This is a genomic window from Coleofasciculus sp. (assembly GCF_046539235.1).
Taxonomy (GTDB): domain Bacteria; phylum Cyanobacteriota; class Cyanobacteriia; order Cyanobacteriales; family Coleofasciculaceae; genus Coleofasciculus.
This window is the reverse complement of the sequence record NZ_JBKHHI010000461.1, coordinates 1-4,909: the sequence shown is the minus strand read 5'-3', so window position 1 is coordinate 4,909 and position 4,909 is coordinate 1. Positions and strand designations below refer to the sequence as shown.

4 protein-coding genes and 1 pseudogene are annotated in these 4,909 nt (G+C 46.0%); 3 read left to right on the top strand and 2 right to left on the bottom strand.

From position 1 onward, the window contains the following. The first annotated feature begins 416 nt into the window (after positions 1–416). Entirely contained in the window at positions 417–1,052 is a 636-nt protein-coding gene (locus ACLFWI_RS26730; RefSeq protein ID WP_446409250.1) for a type I restriction endonuclease subunit R, read from the top strand. Positions 1,053–1,253: 201 nt separating this feature from the next. Beyond that, on the top strand, positions 1,254–1,325 hold the full coding sequence (locus ACLFWI_RS26725) for a TPR end-of-group domain-containing protein (RefSeq protein ID WP_446415443.1): 72 nt from the start codon (positions 1,254–1,256) through the stop codon (positions 1,323–1,325). Between the two features lie 122 nt (positions 1,326–1,447). Here the strand turns inward: ACLFWI_RS26725 and ACLFWI_RS26720 are convergent. Both ACLFWI_RS26720 and ahr read right to left on the bottom strand, forming a co-directional pair. Beyond that, a pseudogene (locus tag ACLFWI_RS26720) lies at positions 1,448–1,666 on the bottom strand (class I SAM-dependent methyltransferase); the annotation flags it as partial. Positions 1,667–1,818: 152 nt separating this feature from the next. Then, positions 1,819–2,820, bottom strand: a complete 1,002-nt coding sequence (ahr, locus tag ACLFWI_RS26715; RefSeq protein ID WP_446415442.1) for an NADPH-dependent aldehyde reductase Ahr — start codon at positions 2,818–2,820, stop codon at positions 1,819–1,821. Positions 2,821–3,087: 267 nt separating this feature from the next. On the opposite strand from ahr, the gene ACLFWI_RS26710 reads away from it, so the two are divergent. Then, a complete protein-coding gene (locus ACLFWI_RS26710) occupies positions 3,088–4,767 on the top strand; it encodes a dynamin family protein (protein WP_446415441.1) in 1,680 nt (559 codons plus the stop codon). Positions 4,768–4,909 lie beyond the last annotated feature (142 nt).

Here is a 4,909-nt window from a genome sequence, read left to right as displayed (position 1 = left end):
GTTGACAGGAAAATTCCCATGTAGGGGCGGGTTTAGGAACTCAATGAACGGGTAAATCAATACATTTCAGACAAAACCCGCCCTTCAACGGTATTGAACCTAACCGATAACCTCAATTCAAAATCCACCCCTTACGGTTAAGAAGAGGGCGGGTTTCGTTGTTTTATTTGGGGTGTGTCTACCGATTTAATCCCTAAAGAAAGCCCCTACATATTGGGGTGCGATCGCGGGTGGTGGGAGAAAAGCTGTCATACATTTAAATTGGGTATTAGTAGCGAGCAAGATGCAAAGCCTGCGGCATGGCTTCGCTAAACGCACTACAAGGATGCTCGTCATTATTGACATTACGGTTTAAATGCCGAACAGCTTATCATGAACAGTTTGCTAAACTAAGGTTAACAAATAAACAACAACAGATGGTTACAGGTGTAGGAATTACAGACACTATAAAAAGCTTAAACGATCTGCGGGTGCGTTGTAATTTACGTCAGGCGGACAATGATCGCTTTTTCAGCGAGTGGGTTAACAATTTACCTGAACTCGACGAACGAGAACAGGCGGGTGTTGCTCGGATTAAGCAACGCTATGATTATCATCGCGGCGATGGTTTGTTATTGGAAGGTACAATTAATCTGGTGGTCGTTTCGCCACTATTGGAACTTGCCGGGTTTCTTGATCCGCCTTTCCGCATTCGTTCGCCTTATGGGGTTGGATTAGAACTGGATGATCCTGAAGAAACGATTCGCGGTTTTATTGATACGCTAGTTGTACAAGAACAACTTTGGATCTTGGTGATTGAGTCAAAGCGAACCAGTATTCCGGTTCCGGCGGCTTTACCGCAGTTATTGGCTTATATGTTAGCGAGTCCCCAGAGGGGGAGTTCAGTGTTTGGTATGGCGACAAATGGGGATGAGTTTGTGTTTTTAAAGCTTAGTCAAGGAGATAATCCAGAGTATGATGTATCACGGACTTTTTCGCTGTTTCCCAGGCGACATGAGTTAGGTGAGGTTCTACGGATTTTGAAGCGTTTGGGACAGGCGGTAATGGAATGAGAGCATTTATCGGGTCTTCCAGACAAGCGTGTGCTAAACTATCAGCTTGAGCGAGTTCATAACGCTCACCACACAAGGACTGTAGCGCCTAAGTCCATCAAAATGACTTGAAATATGGGAAGAAATGGCTAAAGCTCTTACTGTTCAATGTTCGGACTAATCAAACTAACAATTTAGCACACTAAGTACGGAAGACCCGAAATAGCTAAAACCGACTCAGATTTTGACAGAATTCGGGAAGATCAGCGGTTTCAAGCTTTGATAGATGGCTAAAAGGGAGAGTCTCAGTTGAGTAAAGGGCGACCCGATCAAATTGAGTGGACACCGTTGTGGATTGGTGCAAGCGGGTCGCCCCTACAATGTGCTATATTCCTTGGAGCGATCGCGTCCTATTTCTACTCAGGTTTTCGACCTATAATGGTACGGTGTCGCGGGTCACTCGCCACGGTGACACTATGTTCAAATCCCACCCTCTGCTTCAGTCTTTCCACATCCAAGGTGTAATAATCATCTGACCAAGGTTCAGTGCTTTTCATTAAGGTAAACAGTACAGGTGACAAATTTTGGATGACGGGAGATTTAGGATTATTATCGACCATCGCAACATAACCCCCAACTTGCCGAGCTGGGTGTTTCATCACATTATAAATCGGCTTCGTCTGAATCAGAACGTTGACCAATCGGGAAAGAAGGTCATCACCCACCCAATCGGGTTTGATTTTGTCACCTATCAACGCACATCCCTCACAATTGCAATTTTTTTATTCTAATGCTTCAAAACTAAGCGATAGCGCGGTTTACCATGGCGCAGCTTTTCCATCGCTTCATTCACCTGCTCAAAGCTGAAGGTTTCCGTAATCGGTTCAACACCCTGTCGTGCGGCGAAGTCGATCATTTGGGAAATCGTTGCTGGACTCCCCACTGGACTAGCTGAAATTGACTTTTGACCAGCAATCATGGGGAAAAGCTGGGTGGATAGGGGATTGGGTATTACTCCAACAAAGTGTAACCGACCTTTGGGACGTAATGCAGCAATGTAAGCGTCCCAATTGAGGTCAGCACAAGCCGTGGAGAGAATAAAATCAAAGGAATTCTGCACTGACTCCAATGCTTTGGGATCGCTAGAATTGATAAAATGAGTTGCTCCCAATTCCCGTGCTTCTGCTTCTTTGTCAGGACTACTGGAAAACGCCGTTATTTCACACCCCCACGCCTGGAGGAAACGTAGCGCGATATGACCTAATCCACCAATACCAATCACGCCAACGCGATCGCTGGGTTTAATGTCAAACTGAACAATAGGGTTAAATACGGTAATCCCGCCGCAGAACAAAGGACCTGCAGTAGCGGGATTTACTGCATCGGGGAGGGGAAACACCCAACTATGATCCGCGCGAACCTTATCCGCGAATCCACCATGACGACTGACAATTGTCCCTTCTGCGTTCGAGCAAAGGTTGTGATTCCCTGACATACACCATTCGCAATTCATGCAGGAACCCGAAAACCATCCTAATCCAACTCGTTGTCCTAGGTTGAGCGTGGTGACTTTATCACCCAATGCGGCAATTGTACCAACAACCTCATGACCTGGAACAAAAGGATATTCAGTGATTCCCCACTCGTTGTCCAGCATACTCAGGTCACTGTGACAAATCCCACAATACTCGACATTAATCTCTACGTCTTCATCGCCGAGATTACCCGGATCATACTCAAAGGGTTGGAGTTTTCCTCCAGGTTCATGAGCGGCATAAGCTTTGATCATCGTGAAATCTGTAATAGGTGCTGTTGATCATTTTAAGCCTGACAGGTTGTGTTCCAGGTTACGGATGTAGAGATTTCCATCGGTCAAGATATACTAGACGGATAAGTTGACTATTTCCCTGGTGATGTCTCTTCCCTTTATCCCTAAGTCGAATGCCACTGACTGGTATGTTGGTGGGCAATGCCCACCCTACGGTATATCAAAGGTTTCGGTGATTCCCTAATGCAAATTTTCAGTGCCATTAATCCCTAAGTCCCCTTCATACTAATGGAACAGGACGTTTTCCGCGAACTTGCTAACAGGCTGCGCTCGGCGATTGGGTTGCTGGATGGGGAACAAAATGCCCAACTCCGCCAAGACGCGATCGCACTGTGTGATTATCTGGAGAATCCGATTTTCCGTATCGCTGTTTTTGGTCCCTTTAATTATGGGAAATCAACCCTACTCAATGCTTTATTGGGGAAACGTACCCTACCTATCGATTTAATCCCCACCACAGGCGCGGCGATTCATATCTGCTACGGGAACGAGTTACACACGCGCATTACCCTCAGCAATGGTCAACAAATTAGTGAAAATGGTACTGATATTCTGAAACAGTTTGCCATTTTAGATGACCAACGGCGGATGCGGGAGGATGTAACCAATGTTGAGGTCTTTTGTCCCCATCCGTTCCTGAAAACGGGGGTAGAATTGCTGGATTTACCGGGAACGGATGATCAGGAAGCCCAGGATGCTTTAGTTCGGGATCAACTGCTCACCGCTGATTTAATTGTACAGGTGCTCGATGGTCGTAAATTGATGACATTAGGGGAACGAGAACACCTGAGAGATTGGTTATTGGATCGGGGAATTACTACGGTTATTTTTGTGGTAAACTTTCTGAATTTATTGGAACCCGATGAGCAGAAACAAGTCTATAACCGTTTGCTGTTTGTGGCGGAAAGTTTCCGATCGCAACTGCCGAATAATATCAGTAATATCTATCGCGTCGATGCTCTCCCCGCCTTACGCTATCGACTCAAAGGCGATACCGCCGCCGCCCAAACTACGGGCTTAGATATGCTGGAATCGGCGCTGCAAAGCATTGTCGCCACGCGCCATGAGAACCTCGCCATCCGCTTTCCCCGTGTGGAAGCGATCGCGTCTCAAATCCAACAGGCTGCAACCGCTAAAGTTCAAGCCGTTTCTGCTGAAATTACGGTGGCTCAACAAAAGCATCAAAGTAAAATAGAGATTAAACAAAAAGCACAGAACCTAATCCAAAAAGGATTCGCCGTCAGTGTGTCTGATTTCCAAGGATGGCTGTATTTACCTAAACTTTTAGAACGCTATCAATCAGAACTGGTTTCAGCGCTACAACAGGGTACATTTAATTTATGGGAACAAGGCGGTTTTAAAGCGGCGATTCAGGAACATCAACAGGGAATTGTTAAATGGGTGCATCAAGCCAGTGAATTTTTCGATCGCCAACCCCCGACTGATTTGACGATTCCCTTTCCTAAACCCCCAGAAGTCAAGCTTCCGGAACCCCCACCCCAAGCGAAGGAAACTAAGGGCGTTACTCCAGTTGCGATCGCGACAGGATTGGGTTGGGTATTTGGTGGACCCGTTGGCGCGGCGGTTGCGGGTGGAGCGACGTATTTGTTAAACAAAACTCCCAGCGATTCTGCACCGCCAAAGTCTTCAATGTCATACCTAGAACAAGTGACTCAAGCGTACACCAATGCGGCGACAGAGTACCTAACTTGTTTTAGCCGCGAGGCGGTTTCCTCGCTGGAAGCGTATGAGAAATTGGCGGAAACGGTGATTAATGTTAATTTGACTAATGAACCGTTAAAACTGACAATTGAGCATCATCAGTTACAGTTGTTGCAAAATGTTTTAGATAATTTGGAGCAAGAATTAGAGCGGATGAGGTTAGCCCTGAACTTAAGTTCGGGCTAAAAGCTAAAACCCGTTAAAACTGGTTCAAATTCTTTAATGGAGTAAGCTTTAGCTTACTTAAGCTTTTAGCCGGAAATTTATTTCCCGGCTAGAGGTTAAATTTAGCTGAATAGCAACGTTATCGGAGCAAGTCGCCCTGAAC